Origin of the sequence: Mucilaginibacter tolerans (assembly GCF_030519375.1) — a bacterium.
Lineage (GTDB): Bacteria > Bacteroidota > Bacteroidia > Sphingobacteriales > Sphingobacteriaceae > Mucilaginibacter.
Map to the genome: position 1 here is coordinate 441,746 of NZ_JAUMKB010000001.1, position 22,879 is coordinate 464,624.

The following is a 22,879-nucleotide window of genomic DNA, read 5'->3' on the forward strand; positions in this document are numbered from 1 at the left end:
AGTTAACAAGACTAGGTTTTAAAGCATGTTTTTCTGCCAACTGCAAACCGAAAACTGTGAGCTAAAAATATTTCTCTGGCACTATTTAAATATTTATCAAAAAACCTTAGCTTTGCGGCTCTAAAACAAAAGCATTTTATAGAGAACTATTTCATTTACAAAATCTTTTAAATTACCAGGTTATATATGCCAAACATTGGAAAAATATCACAGATCATCGGTCCGGTAGTTGACGTTAGCTTCTCCGAAGGTCACCTTCCTAAAATTTATGACGCGTTAGAGATCACCAAAGGCAGCGGCCAGAAAATTATTCTGGAAGTTCAGCAGCACTTAGGCGAAGACCGTGTACGTGCAGTAGCGATGGACTCAACTGACGGTCTGCTTCGCGGAATGCCGGTTGTGGATCTTCAGTCAGCTATTAAGATGCCTGTCGGCGATGATATCAAAGGCCGTGTATTCAACGTAGTAGGTGACTCAATCGACGGTCTTGGCGATCTGGATAAATCTGATGGTAAACCAATCCACAACGTTCCTCCACGTTTTGAGGACCTTTCTACCGAAAGTGAAGTATTATTCACCGGTATCAAGGTAATCGACTTATTAGAGCCTTATGCAAAAGGTGGTAAGATCGGTCTGTTTGGTGGTGCAGGTGTAGGTAAAACTGTATTGATCCAGGAATTGATCAACAACATCGCAAAGGCATATGCTGGTTTGTCAGTATTTGCCGGTGTAGGTGAGCGTACCCGTGAAGGTAACGACTTGCTGCGCGAAATGATCGAGTCGGGCATTATTAAATATGGTGATGACTTTATCCACGCGATGGAGCAAGGTAAATGGGATTTAACCAAGGTAAACAAAGAAGAACTAAAAGAATCAAAAGCAACATTCGTGTTCGGTCAGATGAACGAACCTCCGGGTGCACGTGCTCGTGTGGCTTTATCAGGTCTTACTATCGCTGAATACTTCCGCGACGGGGATGCTGAAGGTAAGGGCCGTGATATCTTATTCTTTATCGATAACATTTTCCGCTTTACGCAAGCTGGTTCCGAAGTATCAGCGCTGTTAGGCCGTATGCCATCAGCGGTAGGTTACCAGCCAACACTGGCTACCGAGATGGGTACCATGCAGGAACGTATCACTTCGACCAAACGCGGTTCAATCACCTCGGTACAGGCGGTGTATGTACCTGCGGATGACTTGACCGACCCTGCGCCGGCAACAACTTTCGCCCACTTGGATGCTACTACCGTATTGTCACGTAAAATCGCCGAGCTGGGTATCTACCCTGCGGTTGACCCTCTTGACTCTACTTCACGTATCTTAAGCCCGCAAATTCTTGGCGACGAGCACTACAACACTGCTCAGCGTGTAAAAGAAATTCTGCAGCGCTACAAAGAGCTTCAGGACATCATCGCCATCTTAGGTATGGACGAGCTTTCCGAAGAAGACAAACTGGTTGTGTCCCGTGCACGCCGTGTACAGCGTTTCCTTTCTCAGCCATTCCATGTTGCCGAGCAATTTACAGGCTTAAAAGGTGTACTGGTTGACATTAAAGATACTATCAAAGGTTTCAACATGATCATGGACGGTGAAGTGGATGAATATCCTGAAGCTGCATTCAACCTGGTTGGAAGCATTGAAGACGCTATAGAAAAAGGCAAGAAACTGTTGGCTGAAGCTAATGCTTAAGATCTGAGATATGAGATTTGAGATTTTATCTCAGACCTTGTATCTCATATCTGAATAAAACAAAAGTGCGGGAAAGAGAAGCAGGACAAAATGTCTCACATCTCATATCTCACATCTCAAATCTCAAAAGATGCTACTAGAAATTCTGACTCCCGATAAAAAAGTGTTTGAAGGCGAGGTTGCCGCGGTAAACCTGCCGGGCACTATGGGCGCATTTGAAGTATTGAATCAGCACGCACCGCTGATCTCAACCCTTGAAGACGGCAAACTGATTGTACGTCATGGGGGGAATAAGGAAGATGTATACCTTATTCACGGCGGCGTTGTTGAAGTACTGAACAACAAAGTGATGGTATTAGCCGAAGGCATTACCCACCGATAATAAGATATAAATTTAACTACTAAACGCCTGGTGAGTAATCATCGGGCGTTTTTTTTTGACCATCGATTTATCGGCTTAAATGATTACCCTGATTTTGCCTAATGCCCGCTTAACTAATCTCTAACCTTTTTCGTTTGTTCTCTGCGCAGGTATGAGTTGGGACAATGCGAACATTTCGCTTTCCGACTTCAAAGCCTTACTTGTTAATCAACACCGCCTGCTGCGGGTTGTTGCACGGCGCACATATCAGGCTATCATTAAGCATGATGCTTTTTACTTCGGTAAAAGCGCAGCATTGTTGCGAGCTTAGACCGGCAACGACTTTAATATGATCAGCACTCAGATTGCCAAGCTGAAGGGTATATGTTTGAGACAGGCCGTCAGGCAGCCATAGGAAGCGGTTATTGGTATCCAGGGAATCGACCATGAGATTGTAACCTGGATCGGCCACCAGCTTGGTTACCTTCAAATCAGAAAGCTTGTAGGGTGAGTTGGGCGACAGGAACAGGTCGGCACCGGTAGTTTTATCCACTATTCTTACCTTCATTGCCATCAATAACATTAGTTCATTAGCCAAAGGGCACGGCCCGCACTTATTCGTAATATTGCCGGTACCATTGTGGCAAGCTGACCATACCACAACCAACAGTAATAACCCAATGTAAATCTTTTTCATATATTTCGTTTTCAATACCTTACGAAAGGAAAGGCATTTTTGTAACAATTTACTGGTTTTTTCAAACCAGAAAGGTCAACCTCATTTCCTGATGGTCACCGACTGTTGTGGGCTGCATGGTGCGCATATCAGGCTATCATTAAGCATAATACTTTTTACTTCGTTAGTGGGGCAGCATTTTTTCGAGTTGAGCCCGGCGACTATCTTGATATGATCTGCGCTCAGGTTGGCTAGCTGGACGGTATAGGTTACGGACCCATAGTCGCTTAGCCAGATAACACGATTGTTGGTCTCTGTTGAATCTATATTGAAACTATAGTTAGGGCCGGTTAAAGAGCTGTTTACTTTCAGATCAGATGGCTTGTAGGGCGAACCGGGCGACAGGAACAGATCAGCGCCGGTAGTTTTATCCACTATCTTTACTTTCGCCGCCATCAATATCGCATCCAAAGGGCATGCCCCGCATTTATCGGTCATATTCCCTCCCGAACCATTGTGGCAAGATGACCAAAGCACCGCCAACAGCAATAGCACGATGTAAATCTTTTTCATAGACTTGTTTTCAAGTCATTACGTTACTAAAACAATTTGTGTAACAAGGTAGTGTTTTTTTATACTGATAACTCTCTCCGCGTCATTGCCGAGTTGATTGAGGAGGATGAAGTTGAATGAGTTGGTTATTATAGCAGGCAATAACTTAATCAACTACTTAACCTATTCAGTGCAATCAGCAAACGCTATTCGTTTGCCACCTGCTTAGCGAATGAACAGTACACCCACCATCACTATTCTCATCAAAATCTAATTCTCATACTTATAACGAAAACTTAATTTTGCCTATCGGGAAAATTTGCACGATGCGGATCAAAAAGTTAAGTATAAATTATTAACAATCAGAAAATCAGACACCTGTCTTATTGACAGAGTCAAAAAAAAGTCACATCTTTCAGTCCTGATTTAATTTAAATGCTTTGACCGAAAGTCCCCGCGTGCTGCTCCGCGAGTTATACTTTGGAAGGCAATGATTATGACCCTTAACTTAGTGTGCGATAAAAAAATGGGTGAAATTGAGAACAAAGCGCCAAAAACTACAGTTGGCCAAAGTATTAAAATGATCCGCCAGCGCAACGGCTGGACACTGGAAGATGTGGCGAACCGACTGGGTATCTCTATTCCTGCGATGTCAAAAATCGAAACCGGAGTGACCGACGTAAACCTGTCGCGCCTGGAACAAATTGCCGACATTTACGGTGTAAGTCTGTTGCAACTGCTCAACGTGTACAACGAGGAGCTTGCCCCTATTGAATTTACGAGCGATATTCTGAAAAAGAAAATAGCGGAGCAGGAAGCCGAAATAACATCGTTGCAGCGTAAAGTAATCGAACTTTACGACGAACTGCATACGCGCAGCAGGCTTTAATTTGGGCGGACTATAAATTAATACTTCTGAGAAAGGCAGGGGTGCGTTTACCGGCATGGTAAAAACTGCCCCCACCCTTCAAACCACATCAATCTTCCATTCACAAAAAAGATCAACTTAGTTCATCATTACCTTGTGCACTTGTGGCTCATGCACTATGCGCAGGTATGGTTTCAAGGTTGTCCATCCTTCCGGATATAACTGAGCAGCTTCTTCGTTAGTTACCGCCGGAACGATAATTACATCTTCGCCGGCTTTCCAGTTAACCGGGGTAGCTACTTTATGTTCTGCTGTAAGTTGTATCGAATCGAGTACACGTAATATCTCGTCAAAGTTGCGGCCGGTGGTCATGGGATAGGTAAGCGACAGCTTTACCTTTTTATCGGGCCCGATGATAAATACAGAACGCACGGTTTGGTTGGTAGCTGCAGTGCGGCCTTCCCAGTTGCCGGGCTCTTCGGCAGGCAGCATATCGTATAGCTTGGCAATTTTTAAGTCGGTATCGCCTATCATAGGGTAGTTTACGGCAAAGCCCTGTGTTTCTTCAATATCCTTAGCCCATTCGGCATGGCGATCTATTGGGTCAACACTCAGGCCTATCACTTTGCAGTTACGTTTCGCAAATTCGGGGGCCAGCCTGGCCATGTAGCCCAGTTCGGTGGTGCAAACCGGCGTAAAATCCTTAGGGTGCGAAAACAGTATCGCCCATCCATTGCCTATCCAGTTGTGAAAATTAATGGTGCCCTGCGTAGTTTCAGCCTGAAAATCCGGGGCGATGTCTCCTAATCTGATACTCATAACATTAAATTTTAATCGTTTAAAAAGTTTTGTTCAGTTGTAAACAGATGTATGCCGGCATAGGCAACTGGCGAGCACGCTATGAGATCTTTTCCCGGTCCGGAGTTGTCATTGCCGTAGTTTTTTAACCCGACAAATGCAATACGGTAAAGGCTGTTGTAGTACTCAAAGTTAGCTAATAATTGGTGTAAAAAATCAAGTATTTTTTGAGGAAAAATCACTTTTCGCGTGCTCCGTCTTGCGAGGAACGAAGCAATCCCTGGTTAGCAGAGCGGTTATGCAAGTTCTATACCGTTCCATTCGCCCTGTATAGTTTGGGAATTGCTTCGTCGCTCACTCCTAGCAATGATGCTTCTATCGTAGAGACGTAATACGTTGCGCCCCTACGATACAATTAGTGCCCACTGCTACCTCAAAACGGCAAACCGATTAATGCACTAACGCTGCGTCGTACTCATAATACACAGGGGTAATTACCGGTTTCGACGAATCGGGATTTACGCCTGCTTTAGTCAGGATAGGCATCAGGGTTTCGCCAAACTTGTTGAATGCTTCCAATGATTCCCAAACATCAATCACCAGCCAATTGTTGTCTTGCTGGGCGCCTACATGGTAATGAAGTCCTGCAGGGTGCGAATGACCTGCTTTGCGCAGTTCGTCCCATACCTGGTCATATACTTTTGAAGTCATGCCAGGAATACTGAATTGAACGATTACTCTTTCCATAATAAATGCATTTAAATACGTAATTGGACCATTAACTAACGATACAAAGTAGCAAGATGCCGTGTAAAGAGGGCTTTAGGCATATAAAGAAGGGTATTCTAAAGTTAGGTAAAAAAGAATGTTACAGGCAAGGAAAATGCGTTAAATTTTGAATTAATTTTTGCATGAAATCCACTACAAAACCTTGCCTGGTTTGCCACGCGATGCATCTCGTCTCTAGGAATTATTATTACTGTCCACCGCAAACTAAAAACCGCAAACTGAATAACAACTTTTTTACCCAAAACCGACATTTTACGCCGAAAATTGGGTCTTTATTATGCATACATAGCAACTGTACCGAATACCGTTTTTAACTTTGGTCTACGTTGATAATAATTTTATTCTGAAATATATTATCTTTGCAGAATCTTTGCAAAGATTTAAGTTTTATACAGAATAAAATACTAAATAAAAATTTATTTTTCACCCTATTGCGGTTTGAAGGGCATCTGGGTAACTTGCTTTTGCTTGACGTGGTTGAACTGGTTGTAAAGGTTGAAATAGTTGTAATGGTTATAAATTTTACAACTACTACTACCAATAAAAACTGATACAACCAATACAACTGATACAATCATAGCCTAATATACAAAATGAGTACTACCACCGACGAACAAATCGTGCTGAACAAATATAGCCGCACGCTTACGCAAGACCCAACCCAACCGGCCGCACAGGCTATGCTTTATGGTGTCGGCCTCACTGAGGACGATATGAAAAAAGCACAGGTGGGCATTGCAAGCATGGGCTACGACGGCAACACCTGTAATATGCACCTGAACGATCTTGCAAAACTGGTAAAAGAAGGTGTATGGGACGAAAGCCTGGTGGGCCTTATTTTCAATACGATTGGTGTGAGCGACGGTATGAGCAATGGTACCGAAGGCATGCGTTATTCGCTCGTGAGCCGCGATGTTATTGCCGACTCTATTGAAGCGGTTTGCGGCGCACAATATTATGACGGGCTAATCGCGCTGCCGGGCTGCGATAAAAACATGCCGGGATCGGTGATGGCGATGGGTCGTTTAAACCGTCCGGCTATTATGGTTTACGGCGGTACCATTAAACCGGGTCATTGGAAAGGTGAAGATCTGAACATCGTTTCGGCGTTTGAGGCTTTGGGTAAGAAGATCGCCGGTACTATCAGCCCTGAGGATTTTATAGGCGTAGTTAAAAATGCTTGTCCGAGTGCGGGTGCCTGTGGTGGTATTTATACCGCTAATACGATGGCTGCCGCTATCGAGGCTTTAGGTATGAGCTTGCCATATTCTTCATCAAATCCAGCACTGAGTGAAGAGAAACAACAAGAATGCCGCGATGCTGGAAAATACATCAAGGTATTGCTGGAGCGTGATATCAAACCAAAAGATATCATGACCCGTGAGGCTTTTGAGAACGCTATTACTACCATCATGGTATTAGGCGGTTCGACTAATGCTGTGCTGCACCTCATCGCCATAGCAAAAAGTGTGGACGTACCACTGACCCAAGATGATTTCCAGGAGATCAGTAACCGTATTCCCCTGCTGGCAGATATGAAGCCGAGCGGTAAGTACATGATGGAAGACCTGCACAAAGTTGGCGGTGTACCTGCTGTAATGAAATATCTGCTGCAACTGGGCTGGTTGCGCGGCGACTGTCTGACAGTTACCGGCAAAACATTAGCCGAAAACCTGGCCGATGTTCCTGAATTGGATTTTGATACACAAAAGATAATATTCCCTGTGGAGCAGCCGATAAAGACTACCGGTCACCTGCAGATATTGTATGGTAACCTGGCCGAAGGCGGTTCAGTGGCGAAGATCACCGGAAAAGAGGGTGAGCGCTTTGAAGGCCCCGCCCGTGTATTCGACGGGGAGTTTGAACTGATTGACGGCATTCTGAGCGGCCGAGTCCGTGCGGGTGATGTGGTGGTGATCCGCTACGTTGGTCCGAAGGGCGCACCCGGCATGCCGGAAATGCTGAAGCCTACCTCAGCCATATTTGGAGCAGGTTTGGGCAGTTCTGTAGCCTTGATTACCGACGGACGCTTTAGCGGAGGTACACATGGATTTGTGGTTGGTCACATCACTCCTGAGGCCCATAACGGCGGTAATATTGCACTAGTTAAGGACGGTGATATTATCGAACTAGATGCTATCAACCGTGTCATGAACCTCAAAATATCGGATGCCGAACTGGCACACCGCAGAAGTGAATGGAAACAACCGGCACTGAAAGCCACAAAAGGCCTGCTATACAAATACGCAAAAACCGTAAGCACTGCTGCTGATGGTTGCGTAACGGACGAAATGAGCTAAAGGCCGAAAGGTGAAAGGCAAAAGGTTGTCTGGATAAAATTTGAAGAATTGACAGAATTTAAAAATTCGAAATCGGCAATCCGGAATTCGAAATAAAAATAAAAGATATGGAAGTTGCACAACAACAAGAAGTATTAAAACCGGCTGAGAAACCGGCGAAAGAAGTAACAGGTTCAGTAGCTTTATTGGAAGCATTGATCGTTGAAGGTGTTGAGACGATATTCGGGTACCCGGGTGGAGCGATCATGCCTATTTATGATGCTCTGTATGACTACAGCGATAAACTGGATCATATTCTGGTACGTCACGAGCAAGGCGGTATTCATGCTGCACAGGGCTACGCGCGTACATCAGGTAAAGTAGGCGTAGTATTCGCAACCAGCGGTCCGGGCGCTACCAATTTGGTAACCGGTTTGGCTGACGCACAGATAGACAGCACGCCAGTGGTATGTATCACCGGACAGGTATTTGCCCACCTATTAGGTACTGATGCTTTCCAGGAAACAGATGTGATCAACATCACCACTCCCATCACCAAGTGGAACTACCAGGTAACGGATGCCAACGAGCTTCCTGAAGTGATCGCAAAGGCATTTTATATTGCCCGCAGCGGCAGGCCGGGACCTGTGCTAATCGATATTACTAAAAACGCGCAGATACAGAAGTTCCAGTTCAAGGGCTATACCCCCTGCAAACATATTCGCAGCTACAGGCCAAAGCCAATTGTTCGTCCGCAATATATTCAACAAGCGGCAGAACTGATCAACCAAGCAAAAAAGCCATTCATTTTATTTGGCCAGGGTGTAATATTAGGCAGCGCTGAAAAGGAATTCCAGGCATTTGTAGAAAAATCAGGTATTCCTGCTGCATGGACAGTGTTGGGTGCAGGTGCAATTCCGACAGACCATCCCCTTAATGTAGGTATGTTGGGTATGCACGGCAACTATGGGCCGAATGTATTAACCAACGAGTGTGATGTACTGATCGCTATCGGTATGCGTTTTGACGACCGTGTAACTGGAAGATTAGATAAATATGCCAAACAGGCAAAAGTTATACATTTAGATATCGACCCGGCAGAGATCGACAAGAATGTAAAAAGTACCGTTCCTGTTTGGGGCGATTGCAAGGAAACATTGCCACTGCTTACCCAGGCTATCGAATCAAAAACTTATCCTGAATGGTTGCAAAAATTCCATGATCACACCAAACAGGAAATTGACCTGGTGATTCAGAAAGAGCTAAACCCTACTACCGACGAAATGACAATGGGCGAAGTGATCAAACAATTGAACGAGATCACCAAAGGCGAAGCAGTTATCGTGACCGACGTAGGCCAGCACCAGATGGTGGCTTGTCGTTATGCTAAGTTCAACAATACCCGCAGTAACGTAACCAGCGGTGGTTTGGGGACGATGGGCTTTGCCCTCCCGGCAGCCATGGGTGCTAAATACGGAGCAAAGGATCGCACTGTAGTAGCTATCATCGGCGACGGCGGTTTCCAGATGACTTTGCAGGAATTAGGCACCATCATGCAAAGCAATATTGATATCAAGATTGTCATCCTGAATAACAAGTTCCTGGGCATGGTTCGCCAGTGGCAGGAGTTATTTAACGAGCGCCGCTACTCCTTTGTAGATATGCAAAGCCCTGATTTTGTGAAGCTGGCCGCTGCTTATGGCATCGCTGGCAAATCAATTTCAGAAAGAACAAATTTACCGGCCACCTTACAGGAAATGCTGGATCACCAGGGCCCATATTTATTAGAAGTTATGGTTACCAAAGAGAATAACGTATTCCCGATGGTGCCGCAAGGTTGCAGCGTAGCCGAGATCAGGCTAAAGTAAAACCCTTTGCCGTTTTGAGTTGGCGGTTTGCAAAAAACTAATGACGAATGACAATTGACTAATGACAAGACAATGAGCACACAGGAAGAAAAACAAGAATTCAACATAACGGTTTATACCGAAAATCAGATAGGTCTGCTTAACCGCATAGCCATCATATTCACTCGTCGCAAGATCAATATTGACAGTCTGAATACTTCTCCTTCTGAAGTAAGCAGTGTTCACCGCTTTAATATTGTGATTAACGAATATGAAGACGTAGTGCGCAAGCTTTGCCGTCAGATAGAAAAGCAGGTCGAAGTATTGAAAGTTTACTACCATACCAACGAAGATGTGATATGGCAGGAACTGGCATTGTATAAACTATCGACCGACGTAATCGCTGAGAAAATAAGCGTTGAGCGCCTGCTTCGCGAGAATGGCGCACGTGCGGTAGCCATCCGCAAGGACTATACGGTATTTGAAACAACTGGTCATCGGGAAGAGATCGACAACCTGATCAATATTTTACAGCCTTATGGCCTGATCGAGTTTGTTCGCAGCGCAAGAGTAGCGATCATCAAAGACAGCGAAGGCTTCAATGCCAAGCTTCGTGAATTTGAACGTTTGGAGCCAGGCGAAGATGTGATAGAAAACGAATTCCTGAATGAAGGGGATAAAGTGTTCACCATGTGAGGTAAAAGGTTAAAGGCAAAGAAAACAAATCCAAAATCCGAAATTAAATGATATTAGATAACGAAATAGAAGTCCGCCCCTCAGCTTACGATAGCATTAAAAAAGCTACCGAAGCTTGCGGTTTTTTGCAGATGTCGGAAATATCTACCTGCACGCTGCTGAAGACGCTGGCTGCTTCTAAACCTGCGTCTAAATTTTTGGAGCTGGGTACAGGAACTGGTCTGGCTACTGCCTGGATTCTGGATGGCATGGATAAGGATTCGACCCTGGTATCACTGGATAATGATGAGCCACTATTAAGCATTGCTAAGGAGAATTTAGGGGTTGATAAACGCCTTACCCTGATCTGTGCCGATGGCGGCGAATGGATAAAGAAAAACCACAGGCAAAAATTCAGCTTTATATTTGCGGACACATGGCCAGGCAAATATACGCACCTGGAGGAGACCCTAGAAATGCTGGAAACCGGTGGCTTATACGTCATCGATGACATGCTGCCGCAAGCCAACTGGCCTGATGGTCATGCAGATAAAGTAGCGAATTTATTAAGTTATCTGGACGGGCGCGAAGACCTGGTGTTAACCAAAATGGGCTGGGCGTCGGGCATTGTAATTGCCGCAAAAATATAAGCACTAAGAACAACCAATGACGAATAAACTAAAATATATCAGACGATCAAGAGAGCTTTTTATTAGGCTGATAGATGAACTAAGTATCGAAGAAATTAACAAAATACCGCAAGGGTTCAATAATAATATCGCCTGGAACTTCGGGCATATCATCGTAAGTACCCAGGCCTTGTGCTATGTACGCCCCGGTATTAATCCAAATATGGAAATAAGGTGGGTGGATAAATATCAAAAAGGCAGCAAGCCGGAAGCGTTTATTTCAGAGATGGAGATTGAGGAATTAAAAAGGATAGCCGTTTCATCTATCGACGATATTGAAAAAGATTTAAGAAATGAAGTTTTCAATACCATTCCTCAACCATATCCAACTGCAACCTATGGTTTTGTGATGGATTCAATAGAAGAAATAATTACATGCTGTTTGGCACATGAATCGTTACATTACGGGTGTGCTGCAGCAATAAAAAGGGCATTGAATTAAACGAGTTGTATGTTACCGGCAGAAAAACCGGTGCAAATCAAAAAATAAATAAAAACCAAAAATCGGTGTAATCATTAAAAGCATCGGAGTAATCAAATAAACAAAACAATGGCAAAACTAAATTTCGGCGGCACTGAAGAGAACGTAGTAACCCGCGAAGAGTTTCCTTTAGCAAAAGCACAGGAAGTATTGAAAAATGAAACCGTAGCTGTTATCGGTTATGGCGTTCAGGGTCCCGGTCAGGCACTCAATCAAAAAGACAATGGTATCAACGTAATTGTTGGTCAGCGTAAAAATTCAAAAACATGGGATAAAGCAGTAGCTGACGGCTTTGTACCCGGCGAAACCCTTTTTGAGATCGAGGAAGCTTTAGAGCGTGGTACTATCATCTGCTACCTGTTGAGCGATGCAGCACAGATCGAACTGTGGCCAACTGTTAAAAAACACCTGACTGCAGGTAAAGCATTGTATTTCTCTCATGGTTTCGGCATCACATTCAAAGAGCAAACCGGCATCATCCCTCCTGCTGACGTGGATGTGTTCCTGGTGGCTCCAAAAGGTTCAGGTACTTCCTTGCGCCGTATGTTCCTGCAAGGCCGTGGCTTGAACTCAAGCTACGCTATCTTCCAGGATGCTACAGGCAAAGCCAAAGACAGAGTTATCGCTTTAGGTATTGCAGTAGGCAGTGGTTATTTGTTTGAAACCGATTTCAGAAAAGAAGTTTACAGCGATTTAACTGGTGAGCGTGGTACGCTGATGGGTTGCATCCAGGGGGTATTTGCCGCTCAGTATGATGTATTGCGCAGCAAGGGCCATTCACCTTCAGAAGCATTCAATGAAACTGTTGAAGAATTAACACAATCATTGATGCCATTAGTAGCTGAAAATGGCATGGACTGGATGTATGCCAACTGTTCAACTACGGCACAACGCGGTGCTTTGGATTGGTGGAAGAAATTCCGTGATGCTACTAAACCGGTGTTTGAAGAATTGTATGAAAGCGTTGCGACTGGTAAAGAGTCTCAACGGTCAATCGACTCAAACAGCCAACCTGATTACCGTGTGAAACTGGATGCAGAGTTGAAAGAACTGCGCGAAAGCGAAATGTGGCAGGCAGGTAAAACTGTTCGCAGCTTACGCCCTGAGAATCAGGTTGTAGAAGCGTAAGGCATAGATATGAGACGTGAGATATGAGATTTGAAATGAAAAGCACCCCGTCTCATATCTCATATCTCGCATCTAACAAAGGATGATTCTCGAAGTAGTAATACTGAAGGTGATCCCAGGGCAGGAAGATGAATTTTTAATGGCATTTTCTAAAGCACAAGAGATCATTTCAGGTATGGCAGGTTATATTTGGCACCAACTGAAAAGATGTATTGAGAAAACCAATCAATTCATTTTACTGGTTGAATGGGAAAAGCTGACCGATCATACCGAAGGCTTCAGGAAATCAAAACAATACCAGGAATGGAAAAGCCTGCTGCATCATTTTTATGATCCTTTTCCAACTGTTGAACACTATTATTGAGCCGAAAGGCGAAAGCTGAAAGGATAAAGGCAAAAGTTCATGAAGTTTACTAATGACTATTGAACTAATGACCAATGAACTAAAACAATGGGAATAAAAAAACACATATTAGTAATACCCGGTGATGGCATCGGTCCTGAGGTAACTACCTGGGGTAAAGCTGTACTGGAAAAAATCGGCCAGGAATATGGTCATGAGTTTACGTTCGACGAGGGTATAATGGGCCACGTAGCTATCGAGGCTACAGGCACTTCGTTACCTGACGAAACACTTGCCAAAGCCAAAGCCAGCGACGCGATCCTATTCGGTGCTGTTGGTCATATCAAGTATGATAATGATCCGTCAGCTAAAGTAAGACCGGAACAGGGCTTATTGAAGATCCGCAAAGAATTGGGCTTATACGCTAACCTGCGCCCTATCATGCTGTTTGATGAATTATTGAACGCATCAAGCCTGAAGCCTGAAATACTGAAGGGAACTGATATCCTATTCTTCCGAGAGCTAACCGGCGATGTGTACTTCGGCGAGAAGAACCGTACTACCGATTTCGCATCAGACTTGATGAACTACAATCGTTACGAAGTTGAGCGCATCGCACGCAAAGCATATGAAGCGGCAAGAGCTCGTACCAAAAGACTGTGTTCAGTAGATAAAGCAAACGTCCTTGAAACATCACGCCTATGGCGCGAAGTGGTTCAGGGAATTGCACAAGAATATCCTGATGTAGAAACCGAGCACATGTTTATTGACAATGCGGCAATGCAGTTGGTGAAGAATCCTAAAAAATTCGACGTCGTAGTAACCGCCAACTTGTTCGGCGACATCCTGACCGACGAGGCTTCACAAATAGCAGGTTCGATGGGTATGCTGGCGTCAGCTTCGGTTGGTGATGGCACAGGCTTCTTTGAACCTATCCACGGTTCGGCACACGATATTGCAGGTCAGAACAAGGCAAATCCACTGGCTTCAATTTTGTCGGTTGCTTTGATGTACGAAATTGCATTCGGCTTGAAGGAAGAAGCCAAACGTATTACATCGGCCATTGATAAAACATTAAAAGCAGGTTACCGCACCGGCGATATTGCTGACGCGAGTACCGATAAAGCAAAAATATTAGGCACTGATGCTATGGGGCAAAAGGTGCTGGAATACCTATAAAAGACCATGGTCTACCGTCCATGGACCATGGTCAAAAAATCGGTGTAATCGTATTTTATGAAATGGAATGCTGAATTATATGACAACAAACACGCTTTCGTATCGCAATACGGGGAGAGTGTGTTGGCATTGCTGGATGTAAAACCCGGTGAGCATATCCTTGATCTGGGGTGTGGTACTGGTGATTTGGCTAAACAAATTCAGGAGCATGGTGCTGAAGTGATCGGCATTGATGCGTCGCCCGAAATGATCGCGAAAGCAAATGCTAAATATCCTGAACTGAATTTTAATGTAGCCAATGCTGCCAGCTTTCATTTTGATGAGCCTTTTGACGCCGTTTTCACCAATGCCGTATTGCATTGGATACACGATGCAGATGGCGTGATAAAAAGTGTTTATAATGCGCTAAAGCCAGGTGGCAGGTTTGTGGGCGAATTTGGTGGCAAAGGGAATAATCAATTGATGATGGCCGCTGCGTCAACCGTACTCAGAAATTATGGATATATCAAAGGTAACATCGCCCTTCCGTGGTATTTTCCGTCGACAGCGGAATATGCCTCTAAATTGGAAGCAGGTGGTTTCAGGGTAACGTTTACGTCGCACTTTGATCGCCCCACCCTCTTGCTGGATGGCCGCGAGGGCATAACCAAATGGTTCAGCATGTTCGGATCATCGTTGTTTCAACAGATACCGGCTGGCGAGCTGACACAAATATTAAATGAAATCACCGACCTGTTGCAACCGACTAACGAAATAGACGGCCAGTGGTATGCTGATTATAAAAGGCTGCGGTTTGTAGCTGTAAAGGAGATATGAGACGTGAGGTTTGAGATATGAGATTTTCAAATCACGATCATAAATTGATAAATTTAACTATTGAATATTAACCGGATGCAGATATAGAACAGGACAGGCGTCTCACATCTCATATCTAACATCTCAAATCTAAGAATATGTTACACGATCCCAACCGCGTTTATGTTTTTGATACCACGCTTCGCGATGGTGAGCAGGTACCAGGCTGTCAGTTGACCACACCCGAAAAGATAGAGATTGCCCGCGAACTGGAAGCGCTGGGTGTTGACATTATAGAAGCTGGCTTCCCGATATCAAGCCCTGGTGATTTTCAGAGCGTGGTGGAGATATCCAAAGCCGTAAAAGAGCCAACCGTTTGCGCGCTTACCCGTGCCAATAAAGGTGATATTGACTCGGCTATTGCAGCATTGCAATATGCTAAACGTCCACGTATTCATACCGGCATAGGTTCATCGGACATGCATATCAAACACAAATTCAACAGCACACGCGAAGAAATTTTGGAGCGTGCTGTAGAGGCCGTAAAATATGCCAAACGCGCCGTGGAAGATATTGAGTTTTATGCCGAAGACGCTGGAAGGGCAGATATTCACTTCCTTGCGAAGATGGTCGAGTCCGTCATTGCGGCAGGTGCTACCGTCGTCAATATTCCTGACACCAACGGTTACTGCCTGCCTGATCAATACGGAAGCAAAATTCGTTTCCTCAAAGAAAATGTAAAGAATATCGACAAGGCCATCATCTCTGTTCATTGTCATAACGACCTGGGTCTTGCAACAGCTAACTCAGTTGCCGGATTACAAAACGGCGCCCGTCAGATAGAAGGCACCATCAACGGCATCGGCGAACGTGCCGGGAATACTTCGATAGAAGAAGTAGTGATGATCCTGAAAACACACCAAGGCCTCGGCCTTCACACCAATATCCAATCGCAAAAAATTTATGAGATCAGCCGCATGGTAAGCACGCAGATGCGCATGCCGGTGCAGCCTAATAAAGCCATTGTAGGCGCCAACGCCTTTGCACATAGCTCTGGGATCCACCAGGACGGCTTCCTGAAAAATCGCGAGAACTATGAGATCATCCGTCCGGAAGATGTCGGCTTCCCTAGCGCGAGTATTGTGCTGACTGCCCGCAGCGGTCGCCATGCACTGAAGTTCCATTTAGAAAGATTGGGCTATAGTCTTAATAAAGAAGAATTAGCAGGTGCTTATCACCGCTTTTTAACTTTAGCTGATAATAAATTAGACATCAGCGATGATGATTTGCACGGTCTTGTGGTAAATCATTTGGTAAAACAGTAATGATATTTTTGCAATTCCCCTCTTGAGAGGGGCAGGGGTGTGTTTCTACGCGCGACGAAGAACACGCCCCTCCTACTTCACAAAACTGCCGCACCCCCTCTTAAAGGGGAATTCGTTTTAATACCATGGATATTACCTCAACCAAATACCCCCTTGATTTCGAAGCTGCTTACGAGCGCCTTAAGGGCATAGTGAAACGAACTCCATTGGAATTTAATCAACGCCTTTCAGATCGTTATGGCTGCGAAATTTATCTCAAGCGCGAGGATCTACAGGTGGTTCGCTCCTACAAACTGCGTGGCGCCTATAATATGATCAGCCAGCTAACTGCTGAGCAACTGAGCCGGGGTGTAGTATGTGCCAGTGCGGGTAACCATGCGCAGGGGGTTGCTTTTTCGTGCCGCAGGTTGGGTACCAAGGGCGTTATCTTCATGCCGCAGATCACCCCGAAGCAAAAGGTATCGCAAACCGAGATGCATGGCGATGGCAGCGTAAAGATCATACTGACAGGCGATACATTCGATGATTGCCTGAAAGAAGCCCTGGCCTATACTGAAGCCAATGGTATGACGTTCGTCCCACCCTTTGATAATTACGAGATCATTGCAGGGCAAGGCAGTGTTGGCGTCGAGATATTAGAAGATTTGCCTGATGTAGAAGCAGTCATCATTCCTATTGGTGGCGGTGGTTTGGCTGCCGGAACAGGCACCTATCTGAAACAAAAAAAACCTGGAATACTTATAGCCGGAGTAGAGCCAGAAGGCGCGCCATCTATGCGGCGTGCGCTAGATGAAGGACAACCGGTAACATTATCTACTATCAACCGCTTTGTAGATGGTGCTGCTGTAAAACGTGTAGGCGAACTCACCTACCCTATCTGCCGTGAGGTACTGGATGACATGCTGCTGGTACCTGAAGGCAAGGTATGCACTACTATCCTCAAACTTTATAACGAGGATGCCATTGTAGTTGAACCTGCAGGTGCACTTTCTGTAGCCGTTTTAGACCTATACAAACATAAGCTGAAAAGCAAAAAAGCAGTATGCATCATCAGCGGCGGCAATAATGACATCGACCGCATGCAGGAGATCAAAGAGAAATCGCTGCTCTATGAGGGCCTGAAACATTATTTCATCGTTCGTTTTCCGCAACGACCAGGCGCTTTAAGACTTTTTGTGAATAATGTACTCGGTCCGCATGATGATATTACCCGTTTTGAGTTCATCAAAAAAACCGAAAAAGAAAGCGGCCCGGCTTTGGTTGGCATCGAATTAAAATCGGCCGATGACTACCCCGCCCTGCTGCAGCGCATGGAAGAAGAACGCTTTGATGTAATAGAATTAAATCGTGATCAAACCTTGTTTGAGTATTTAGTATAAATTTCTTAAGTTCGTTTGTGAAAAACACTTATCACTGATGCTCCCCCGCGCATCGTTGATCTAGAAAAACAACAATTCACTTATTTTAACATGGAATGCAAGCAATTGGGTTAGCTTTGCGTTGTAATAATCAGAGATGGTAAAATTATTTGTCAGCGGCTTCCCGCTGAGTATGGACGAAGTAGAATTAGCGAAAATTTTTTGCTTGCATGGCGATGTCAAAACCATAAAAATGGTACGCGACAAAAAAACACGCGTTTGCAAAGGCTATGGGTTTATAGAAGTTGGCGACCAGGCTTCGGCCGATAATATGGTGGCTATGCTAAACGGCTACCCAATCGGCGATCGTGCCCTCACCGTAAATATCCGCCCCGATGAACCTGAAGCTCCTGCAAAACCGCCGGTATACCGCAAATTGGAAAAACCAGGTGATCCGGGCTTCAGAAAAATGCGCCCGCGCAGACCCAGGTAGGTTTACTATATCTACAAAATGAAAAAGGCGCCTCTAAACTGAAGCGCCTTTCAAATTCTATTTAAATATTTTTTACAGAGTCAAGTAATAAACACCTCCTTGGGGGACAACCTTGGTGCTCATAAAAACAGAATATGGCAGATAGAAGAATCCGTTGTTGCCCCATGATGTTCCCCATGAATTCTGAACAAGAAACGCTTTCCTGTTATCGTCATACCCGATAAGCGGCACTGCATGGCCACCAAGCAGGGTTACTCCACTAGCTAATGCACCGCTACTTGTAAGTGGATTATAGGTATAATTAGTGGTATTCAAGCCTTCAAAATACTGGTAAGTGCTGGTTTTATCATATACGTTAAAACCCATCATTACCGGCACATTGTTTCTCAGCAAGTTCTTTACTGCGGCAGTATCACCTGAATTTACTAATGTATAGCTGGTTACCTTGTAGCCCAATGCATTTGAAATAGCGGCAGAGGAAGGCGGGGTTTTATAAGCTGTTGACCTGTCGCTGCTCGGGTATGCATATAATGACTCAAAACAATCGCCATATTTCTGCAGGGCCTGACCGATATTCACCATATTCGCGCCATTATCTGCGGATATTCTTTGATGCTGGATGTTTACCCTTTCCTCATAATAAATAAATGCCGGACTCAACAAAGTAGGGTACGCTCCATTTTTATAGAAGTAGCCTATCTCATAAGCCTCAGCACCACAGAAGGCAGTACAAGAGCCTATCTGGCCCTGGTCTCTCACAGCAGGATTACTCAATGTAACAACAGCAGGAGCTCCGGTAGCAAATGCACCAAACTGTTTTTTAAAGAGATCAGGCGAATACACAGGTAATGTTGAATACTCTTCCGGGCCGGTTGGGAGCAAACCATACAAGTGCTTACCATCAGCTGTTGATGGCAATGATGACTGTTGCTGATCGTTTGGTACAGGACTTACCTTTTCTGACTTGGAGCAACCGTAAAATATTAACATTACAATTGCTGATGATAACAGGATGGAGGATTTGTAAGTGATCTTCATACGCTTTGGGATTTAGTTTACAATTCAAACCACTGGTATGTGGGTGATTATAAATCAATTATAATAAAAATAAGTTATTAAAATGACAAAGATCGGACCAGAACAATCTCCCGACGGTGTTGGTAAGCAATTTAAAATTCCCCAAATGCAAGTTTAAATGCGATCAGGGCAGGAATGTCTGTTGATAATTTTTTTTAATACGAAGAAATCAATACTCCAAATAGCGGCCAATTTTTATTTTCACTTTGTTGCCTTCTATAAACTTGCCAGGATGTCCATTGAGTATGCGCAGGGTGACACCATTATTTTCCAATAGCAATTCTTCATAAAAACCTTTAAACAATACCTGTCTAACTATCCAGCGCTTGCCTGCCCAGGTATCGCGCGGTTCTACCCATTCCGGGTAAAGCATTACCCATTCTTTTTTTGCTTTGATGCCACAAACCCCGGCTTCATCAGCGTTTAGCACGTTACAGTTATTGAGCAGCCTTGCCGTATATAAGTATTGGGGGTCATTGTATATTTTCTTTGGGTGACCTGATTCGATAATCTCGCCGTCTTTTAAAACGATCAGCGTATCGGCCATAGATAATACCTCTGCGGGATCGTGGGAAACCATAATCACCGTCAGTCCGGTATCTTTTACGATCTGTCGGATATCATCCTGCAAACCATCCCGAAAAGATGTATCTACCTGGTTGAAAGGTTCATCCAGCAATAAAACCTCGGGTTGTGTCACCAATGCCCTGGCTATGGCTACCCGCTGTTTTTCGCCGCCGCTCAGGTCAGCTACACGCTTGTCGCTCAGATGCAGCATATTAAGCTGCTTTAGCACTTGTTCGGTTTTATCCATCTTAGCCCGAACATCTGTATTGGGTAGTAACACAGATACGTTGTCACGCACTTTGGCAAACAAGTTCAGGTCATCTTCTGCCTGAGTTACCATCTTCATGGCATCGTGGCCAGGTATCAATTTTTCTTCGGGCCCCCAAACATGTTCATCTTTAAACCGCACTTCTCCTGTATCCGGCGACTGTAACCCATACAGCAAACTAAGCAGTGTACTTTTACCGCTTCCACTTGCGCCAATAATTGCTGTTATTTCTCCTTGGCTTATTTCCAGACTGGTTAGCTTGAGCCCACTATCGGTAGTACCGGGATATATTTTACTGATCGAAACCGCGTGTAAAAAAGAAGTAGCCATTGAACTACAAAGATAACACGATTTCAGGATTAAAAGGATTGCTGAGACTATATCAGATCTTCCAAATCATATAAATCCCAGCAATCCTTAAATTGTGCCTTTAGAATCCAAAGGTAAATCCGAATGAGAAGTTTCTCAACCCTTTTTGATCCGGACTGTTCTCGAACATATCGTTGACATAATATTTGGCAAATACGCCCCATCCGGCATAACCCATTCGCATAAAGCCGCCATAGCGTACTTTGGCAAAGTGATAGTCGTTATCGATCTTCTGCTTGCCATTCTCTTCACTGATCTGTTTTACACGTCCATTCAGGAATATCCCGGCAATCGGCCCGAAAACAAAGTGCGCCCTGTTGCCGCGCGCGTCTTCATGCGTACGTATATCAAATGATAGAGGAATGCGCAAGTAGCTTGATCCGAAGCGATTTTTGCTGTACTGAATGCTATCGCGTCGGAAGGTTAATACGGGTTGATTAGGCAATATGGTAACGTTTTCGCGCAAACGGAACAATGTCCAGTCGAACCCACCCGACACATATACTTTAAACACATCAGTAAAGCGGTAGCCAAACTGAAATACATCAAAGCCTACATTACTCGATTTCCATGATCGGTAGCGCAGGAAATTATTTTTAGGCGACAGGGTAAAGCTGCCGTTATCTACCAATGTGGTTAACCCCAAGTCGAATCTTGAAAAGGTAAGACCTATAGAAAACCCACTGTTATGATTATAATGATGACGGTAATGGTGAGTAGTACTGGTATCACCATCTTCATGATTACTCCAGCTCCAATTATGACTGGCTGACGTATCTTTTTTAACCGAATCAGTTTTGGTATCCTGAGCATAAGCGCTGCCCGCCGCTACACATACCAGGGCAACAATAAATAGTAAACGTTTCATAATGTTTTTATCTGTTTAGATTGAATTGATTAATTATCTCTTTTTATTTTAAGCGCACCCAGGTGCACTGCTGATACTACAGACTCGTCATCGTCTGAATCCGAAAACTGTATTAGTTTGTCCTTGCGTTTATCCACCTTGGCAACTACCAGGTTCACAATATCGCCAAAGCTGCGTATTCCGTGCTTTTTTACCACTGGTTTTGCTGCTTTAGCAGGCTGATTTGTGGCTAACACCGGTTGATCCTGCAAATTGATGGCGCTGTTATCCATGGTCTTTTCTGCTGCTGCAGATGTAGCCTCGGTTAACTCTATTGGCTCCTGCTTTATAGCCTCATCTCTTCTGGTGTCTGCCGATGCCATCAAAGGCCGAACTTCAGACTTAGCAACTTCTGTTTTTGCGATCGACGGATTTGCCGATTCTTTCTGCTCAACAGCGTTTGTGTTTATTTTAGCTCGATTAGCTTTCGCTGTATTCTTAACCGGTGTCTCAACTACGGCCAATTGTTCTTGCTGTTTCTGAGCTGAATTTACAGGACCGGTATTCCCAGGTTTTATTTTTGACGGGTTCGTCTTTACAACCACATTACTATCCGGCTTATTACCTTTCACAACTCCCTTTTTAGGAATGAACAATATGCCTGCTATAAGCAGTATAAGTACACTGGCAGCAATGCTCAGCATCTGGAAAATGCCTTTTTTCTTTTTCCCGGTAAGTTCAGCGTCGATATTTTGCCATACCTCTGCTGATGGTTGCATCTCAAAATTTCCCAACTTTGAGTGGAACAGATCATCAAATTCTTTATCCTGCATATTCATACCTTTTTCCATCTGATTGTACAATTTGTTCTTTTAATATGGCGCGGGCCCTCGATAGCTGCGATTTGGAGGCGCCTTCCGATATCCCCATGATCTCGCCGATCTCCTTGTGCGAATAACCTTCTATCGCATAAAGGTTAAACACCATCCGGTATCCCGGCGGGAGCTGCTGTATCAGCGCCATCAGGTCTTTGGCATCCAGTCGTGCTACTGCAACCGCATCAACCGATGGTTCCTTACCTGTTTGCTCCAGATCAGCCACCGAAAGCATTTTATGATGTTTTCGATAATATTCAATAGAGCTGTGCACCATGATCCGTCTTACCCAGCCTTCAAAAGACCCTTCTGCGCGGTAGTCGGCAATCTTTTGAAACACCCGGATAAAACCATTTTGCAGCATATCCTCGGCCTCCATCCTGTCGTTCGCGTAACGCAGGCATACCCCCAGCATTTTTGAAGCAAACTGCTTGTAAAGCAACTCCTGCGCTTTGTGTTCGTTTGCCTTACAGCGCTTTACCAGATCTTCAATTGTGTACTTGTGCTCCAAAAACATCATTTAAAGGTAAGATGAAAACTAAAGGCAATTG

Annotated in this window: 24 protein-coding genes; 15 read left to right on the forward strand and 9 right to left on the reverse strand. The window is 44.5% G+C overall.

Annotation, left to right across the window (positions count from 1 at the left end; genetic code table 11):
* Nucleotides 1-186: 186 nt before the first annotated feature.
* Together atpD and atpC are read left to right on the forward strand one after the other, a co-directional pair.
* Nucleotides 187-1,689 carry a F0F1 ATP synthase subunit beta gene (gene atpD / locus Q3A68_RS02180; protein WP_302899369.1) on the forward strand — a complete coding sequence of 501 codons (1,503 nt, stop codon included), beginning with the start codon at nt 187-189 and terminating at the stop codon, nt 1,687-1,689.
* Between the two features lie 130 nt (nt 1,690-1,819).
* On the forward strand, nt 1,820-2,071 hold the full coding sequence (gene atpC / locus Q3A68_RS02185) for an ATP synthase F1 subunit epsilon (protein WP_302899370.1): 252 nt from the start codon (nt 1,820-1,822) through the stop codon (nt 2,069-2,071).
* A 196-nt stretch (nt 2,072-2,267) separates the two neighbouring features.
* Here atpC and Q3A68_RS02190 read toward each other — a convergent pair whose 3' ends face one another.
* Together Q3A68_RS02190 and Q3A68_RS02195 are read right to left on the reverse strand one after the other, a co-directional pair.
* Complete coding sequence (locus tag Q3A68_RS02190; protein ID WP_302899371.1) at nt 2,268-2,747, reverse strand: hypothetical protein; 480 nt, start codon at nt 2,745-2,747, stop codon at nt 2,268-2,270.
* 81 nt (nt 2,748-2,828) lie between these two features.
* On the reverse strand, nt 2,829-3,299 hold the full coding sequence (locus tag Q3A68_RS02195; protein WP_302899372.1) for a hypothetical protein: 471 nt from the start codon (nt 3,297-3,299) through the stop codon (nt 2,829-2,831).
* A gap of 475 nt (nt 3,300-3,774) precedes the next feature.
* On the opposite strand from Q3A68_RS02195, the gene Q3A68_RS02200 reads away from it, so the two are divergent.
* Entirely contained in the window at nt 3,775-4,167 is a 393-nt protein-coding gene (locus Q3A68_RS02200; protein ID WP_302899373.1) for a helix-turn-helix domain-containing protein, read from the forward strand.
* A gap of 117 nt (nt 4,168-4,284) precedes the next feature.
* Here the strand turns inward: Q3A68_RS02200 and Q3A68_RS02205 are convergent, their stop codons facing one another.
* Nucleotides 4,285-4,965 (reverse strand): peroxiredoxin, encoded by a 681-nt coding sequence (locus tag Q3A68_RS02205; RefSeq protein WP_302899374.1) that lies wholly within the window; start codon nt 4,963-4,965, stop codon nt 4,285-4,287.
* A 429-nt stretch (nt 4,966-5,394) separates the two neighbouring features.
* Nucleotides 5,395-5,691, reverse strand: a complete 297-nt coding sequence (locus Q3A68_RS02210; RefSeq protein ID WP_302899375.1) for an antibiotic biosynthesis monooxygenase family protein — start codon at nt 5,689-5,691, stop codon at nt 5,395-5,397.
* Nucleotides 5,692-6,326: 635 nt separating this feature from the next.
* Here Q3A68_RS02210 and ilvD point away from each other — a divergent pair.
* The 12 genes from ilvD (at nt 6,327) to Q3A68_RS02270 (ending at nt 18,325) form a co-directional block, all read left to right on the forward strand.
* Nucleotides 6,327-8,033, forward strand: coding sequence for a dihydroxy-acid dehydratase (gene ilvD / locus Q3A68_RS02215; protein ID WP_302899376.1), 1,707 nt, complete (start codon nt 6,327-6,329; stop codon nt 8,031-8,033).
* 107 nt (nt 8,034-8,140) lie between these two features.
* On the forward strand, nt 8,141-9,880 hold the full coding sequence (gene ilvB, locus Q3A68_RS02220) for a biosynthetic-type acetolactate synthase large subunit (RefSeq protein ID WP_302899377.1): 1,740 nt from the start codon (nt 8,141-8,143) through the stop codon (nt 9,878-9,880).
* Between the two features lie 72 nt (nt 9,881-9,952).
* Nucleotides 9,953-10,555 carry an acetolactate synthase small subunit gene (ilvN, locus tag Q3A68_RS02225; protein WP_302899378.1) on the forward strand — a complete coding sequence of 201 codons (603 nt, stop codon included), beginning with the start codon at nt 9,953-9,955 and terminating at the stop codon, nt 10,553-10,555.
* A 47-nt stretch (nt 10,556-10,602) separates the two neighbouring features.
* A complete protein-coding gene (locus tag Q3A68_RS02230; RefSeq protein ID WP_302899379.1) occupies nt 10,603-11,184 on the forward strand; it encodes an O-methyltransferase in 582 nt (193 codons plus the stop codon).
* Nucleotides 11,185-11,200: 16 nt separating this feature from the next.
* Nucleotides 11,201-11,665, forward strand: coding sequence for a DinB family protein (locus Q3A68_RS02235; protein WP_302899380.1), 465 nt, complete (start codon nt 11,201-11,203; stop codon nt 11,663-11,665).
* Between the two features lie 108 nt (nt 11,666-11,773).
* On the forward strand, nt 11,774-12,832 hold the full coding sequence (gene ilvC, locus Q3A68_RS02240) for a ketol-acid reductoisomerase (RefSeq protein ID WP_302899381.1): 1,059 nt from the start codon (nt 11,774-11,776) through the stop codon (nt 12,830-12,832).
* An 82-nt stretch (nt 12,833-12,914) separates the two neighbouring features.
* The gene (locus tag Q3A68_RS02245) at nt 12,915-13,196 is read left to right on the forward strand and encodes an antibiotic biosynthesis monooxygenase family protein (RefSeq protein ID WP_302899382.1); all 282 of its coding nucleotides are present in this window, start codon (nt 12,915-12,917) and stop codon (nt 13,194-13,196) included.
* Between the two features lie 93 nt (nt 13,197-13,289).
* Nucleotides 13,290-14,354: a 3-isopropylmalate dehydrogenase gene (gene leuB / locus Q3A68_RS02250; RefSeq protein WP_368045648.1), complete on the forward strand. Its 1,065-nt coding sequence runs from the start codon at nt 13,290-13,292 to the stop codon at nt 14,352-14,354.
* Between the two features lie 57 nt (nt 14,355-14,411).
* Nucleotides 14,412-15,170, forward strand: coding sequence for a class I SAM-dependent methyltransferase (locus tag Q3A68_RS02255; RefSeq protein ID WP_302899384.1), 759 nt, complete (start codon nt 14,412-14,414; stop codon nt 15,168-15,170).
* A 137-nt stretch (nt 15,171-15,307) separates the two neighbouring features.
* A complete protein-coding gene (locus tag Q3A68_RS02260) occupies nt 15,308-16,474 on the forward strand; it encodes a 2-isopropylmalate synthase (protein WP_302899386.1) in 1,167 nt (388 codons plus the stop codon).
* Between the two features lie 125 nt (nt 16,475-16,599).
* Nucleotides 16,600-17,853 carry a threonine ammonia-lyase IlvA gene (gene ilvA, locus Q3A68_RS02265; RefSeq protein ID WP_302899387.1) on the forward strand — a complete coding sequence of 418 codons (1,254 nt, stop codon included), beginning with the start codon at nt 16,600-16,602 and terminating at the stop codon, nt 17,851-17,853.
* Nucleotides 17,854-17,989: 136 nt separating this feature from the next.
* On the forward strand, nt 17,990-18,325 hold the full coding sequence (locus Q3A68_RS02270) for an RNA recognition motif domain-containing protein (RefSeq protein ID WP_302899388.1): 336 nt from the start codon (nt 17,990-17,992) through the stop codon (nt 18,323-18,325).
* A gap of 72 nt (nt 18,326-18,397) precedes the next feature.
* On the opposite strand, the gene Q3A68_RS02275 is transcribed toward Q3A68_RS02270, so the two are convergent.
* The 5 genes from Q3A68_RS02275 to Q3A68_RS02295 all read right to left on the reverse strand — a co-directional run bounded on the left by Q3A68_RS02275 (nt 18,398) and on the right by Q3A68_RS02295 (nt 22,845).
* A complete protein-coding gene (locus Q3A68_RS02275; protein ID WP_302899389.1) occupies nt 18,398-19,363 on the reverse strand; it encodes a C1 family peptidase in 966 nt (321 codons plus the stop codon).
* 208 nt (nt 19,364-19,571) lie between these two features.
* Nucleotides 19,572-20,567, reverse strand: a complete 996-nt coding sequence (locus tag Q3A68_RS02280) for an ABC transporter ATP-binding protein (protein ID WP_302899390.1) — start codon at nt 20,565-20,567, stop codon at nt 19,572-19,574.
* A 100-nt stretch (nt 20,568-20,667) separates the two neighbouring features.
* Nucleotides 20,668-21,474, reverse strand: coding sequence for a PorT family protein (locus Q3A68_RS02285; RefSeq protein ID WP_302899391.1), 807 nt, complete (start codon nt 21,472-21,474; stop codon nt 20,668-20,670).
* A 29-nt stretch (nt 21,475-21,503) separates the two neighbouring features.
* A complete protein-coding gene (locus Q3A68_RS02290; protein WP_302899392.1) occupies nt 21,504-22,304 on the reverse strand; it encodes a hypothetical protein in 801 nt (266 codons plus the stop codon).
* Nucleotides 22,276-22,845, reverse strand: coding sequence for an RNA polymerase sigma factor (locus tag Q3A68_RS02295; protein WP_302899465.1), 570 nt, complete (start codon nt 22,843-22,845; stop codon nt 22,276-22,278). Before Q3A68_RS02295 ends, Q3A68_RS02290 begins: the two co-directional genes overlap by 29 nt.
* Nucleotides 22,846-22,879 lie beyond the last annotated feature (34 nt).

Coding starts and splice junctions, on each gene's coding strand:
- Q3A68_RS02275 (WP_302899389.1), bottom strand. CDS start 19,363: ATGAAGATCACTTACAAATCCTCCATCCTGTTATCATCAGCAATTGTA.
- Q3A68_RS02260 (WP_302899386.1), top strand. CDS start 15,308: ATGTTACACGATCCCAACCGCGTTTATGTTTTTGATACCACGCTTCGC.
- ilvB (WP_302899377.1), top strand. CDS start 8,141: ATGGAAGTTGCACAACAACAAGAAGTATTAAAACCGGCTGAGAAACCG.
- ilvC (WP_302899381.1), top strand. CDS start 11,774: ATGGCAAAACTAAATTTCGGCGGCACTGAAGAGAACGTAGTAACCCGC.
- Q3A68_RS02290 (WP_302899392.1), bottom strand. CDS start 22,304: ATGGAAAAAGGTATGAATATGCAGGATAAAGAATTTGATGATCTGTTC.
- atpD (WP_302899369.1), top strand. CDS start 187: ATGCCAAACATTGGAAAAATATCACAGATCATCGGTCCGGTAGTTGAC.
- Q3A68_RS02210 (WP_302899375.1), bottom strand. CDS start 5,691: ATGGAAAGAGTAATCGTTCAATTCAGTATTCCTGGCATGACTTCAAAA.
- Q3A68_RS02230 (WP_302899379.1), top strand. CDS start 10,603: ATGATATTAGATAACGAAATAGAAGTCCGCCCCTCAGCTTACGATAGC.
- ilvD (WP_302899376.1), top strand. CDS start 6,327: ATGAGTACTACCACCGACGAACAAATCGTGCTGAACAAATATAGCCGC.
- Q3A68_RS02200 (WP_302899373.1), top strand. CDS start 3,775: ATGACCCTTAACTTAGTGTGCGATAAAAAAATGGGTGAAATTGAGAAC.
- Q3A68_RS02195 (WP_302899372.1), bottom strand. CDS start 3,299: ATGAAAAAGATTTACATCGTGCTATTGCTGTTGGCGGTGCTTTGGTCA.
- Q3A68_RS02190 (WP_302899371.1), bottom strand. CDS start 2,747: ATGAAAAAGATTTACATTGGGTTATTACTGTTGGTTGTGGTATGGTCA.
- Q3A68_RS02255 (WP_302899384.1), top strand. CDS start 14,412: ATGAAATGGAATGCTGAATTATATGACAACAAACACGCTTTCGTATCG.
- ilvA (WP_302899387.1), top strand. CDS start 16,600: ATGGATATTACCTCAACCAAATACCCCCTTGATTTCGAAGCTGCTTAC.
- Q3A68_RS02245 (WP_302899382.1), top strand. CDS start 12,915: ATGATTCTCGAAGTAGTAATACTGAAGGTGATCCCAGGGCAGGAAGAT.
- ilvN (WP_302899378.1), top strand. CDS start 9,953: ATGAGCACACAGGAAGAAAAACAAGAATTCAACATAACGGTTTATACC.
- Q3A68_RS02285 (WP_302899391.1), bottom strand. CDS start 21,474: ATGAAACGTTTACTATTTATTGTTGCCCTGGTATGTGTAGCGGCGGGC.
- Q3A68_RS02270 (WP_302899388.1), top strand. CDS start 17,990: ATGGTAAAATTATTTGTCAGCGGCTTCCCGCTGAGTATGGACGAAGTA.
- atpC (WP_302899370.1), top strand. CDS start 1,820: ATGCTACTAGAAATTCTGACTCCCGATAAAAAAGTGTTTGAAGGCGAG.
- Q3A68_RS02235 (WP_302899380.1), top strand. CDS start 11,201: ATGACGAATAAACTAAAATATATCAGACGATCAAGAGAGCTTTTTATT.
- Q3A68_RS02205 (WP_302899374.1), bottom strand. CDS start 4,965: ATGAGTATCAGATTAGGAGACATCGCCCCGGATTTTCAGGCTGAAACT.
- Q3A68_RS02280 (WP_302899390.1), bottom strand. CDS start 20,567: ATGGCTACTTCTTTTTTACACGCGGTTTCGATCAGTAAAATATATCCC.
- Q3A68_RS02295 (WP_302899465.1), bottom strand. CDS start 22,845: ATGTTTTTGGAGCACAAGTACACAATTGAAGATCTGGTAAAGCGCTGT.